This window comes from Microbacterium azadirachtae (assembly GCF_000956545.1).
Taxonomy (GTDB): Bacteria; Actinomycetota; Actinomycetes; order Actinomycetales; family Microbacteriaceae; genus Microbacterium; species Microbacterium azadirachtae.
Map to the genome: position 1 here is coordinate 1 of NZ_JYIT01000013.1, position 1,229 is coordinate 1,229.

At 73.7% G+C, this 1,229-nt stretch carries 1 protein-coding gene and 1 tRNA gene; both read right to left on the reverse strand.

Annotated elements, in window-relative coordinates:
- Positions 1 to 858: formylglycine-generating enzyme family protein (locus RL72_RS00085; RefSeq protein WP_211255995.1), on the reverse strand; the 858-nt coding region annotated here is incomplete at its 3' end.
- A 120-nt stretch (positions 859 to 978) separates the two neighbouring features.
- Positions 979 to 1,051 (reverse strand) — tRNA-Ala (locus RL72_RS00090).
- Positions 1,052 to 1,229 lie beyond the last annotated feature (178 nt).

A 1,229-nucleotide genomic window follows, 5' to 3' on the forward strand; every position in this document is an offset into this window, starting at 1 on the left:
CAGCACGCGCGCCGCGCCGAGCGACGGGCCGCGGGGATCCTGCTCCGCCGAGCGCTCGTAGGCGCGCGGGTCGAACCAGTCGGCGCACCACTCCCACACGTTGCCGACCGGCTGGTGCAGTCCGTAGCCGTTGGCGGCGAAGGCCCGCACGGGAGCGGTCGTCAGCCAGCCGTCGTCCAGGGTGTTCGTACGGGGGAAGTCCCCCTGCCAGATGTTCACGCGCCAGCCGCCGTCGTCGGGCTGCTCGTCACCCCACGGGTAGGTCGCCCCCTCGAGCCCGCCCCGGGCCGCATACTCCCATTCGGCCTCCGTGGGCAGGCGGCGGCCCGCCCAGCCGCAGTAGGCGACGGCGTCGTTCCAGCTCACGTGCACCACAGGGTGGTCCGCCAGTCCGTCGAGGTCGGAGCGCGATCCGCCGGGGTGCGCCCAGTCGGCGCCCCGCACGCCGAACCACCACGGGGTGCCGGCGGCCGGCCCCATGACGTCGGCATCGGGCGCGGCGACCGCGAGGTGGAACACGGCCGAGAAGCCGAAGGTCTCCGCCTCGGTGCGGTAGCCGGTCGCCGCGACGAAACGCGCGAAGTCCGCGTTGGTCACGGTGGTCGCATCGATGTCGAACCCGCGGAGCGTCACGCGGTGCCTCGGCGTCTCGCCGTCGCCGCGGTTCTCGTCCCCCGAGGAGTCGCCCATGACGAAGGATCCGGCGGGGATCCGAGCCTGCGCGATGCGGTGTCCGTCACGTCCGTCGAGGGAGTCGTCGACGGGAGTCCCGAGCAGCGGGAGCGCCGTCCGTCCGCCCGGCAGCGCCTCGCGCGCGGGCCCCCCGCATGCGCACTCGGGACCGCAGGATTCACCCATGGCACCATCTTCCTCGCCCCGTGGCGCGCAGGCGAATCGAGCGGCTCGCCCCGCGGCCCGACACACGCGCGGCGGACACGAAGAAGGCCCCGAGCGACTGCTCGGGGCCTTCTGTTCCGGTGGACCCAAGGGGATTTGAACCCCTGACCTCCTCGATGCGAACGAGGCGCGCTACCAACTGCGCCATGGGCCCGAGAACTCCCTCAGCCTATCACGCCGACGCAGGCGGGTCCGACTCGGCGGCCGAGCCTGCGCACACCGGGCGTGTCGGAGGGTGTCAGCCGGCCGCGCGCTGCGCGAGCAGACGCCGCACGTGCGCCTCGATCTCGGCGTCGTCGACGTAGCCCATCCGGGCGTACGGCGACTCCCCC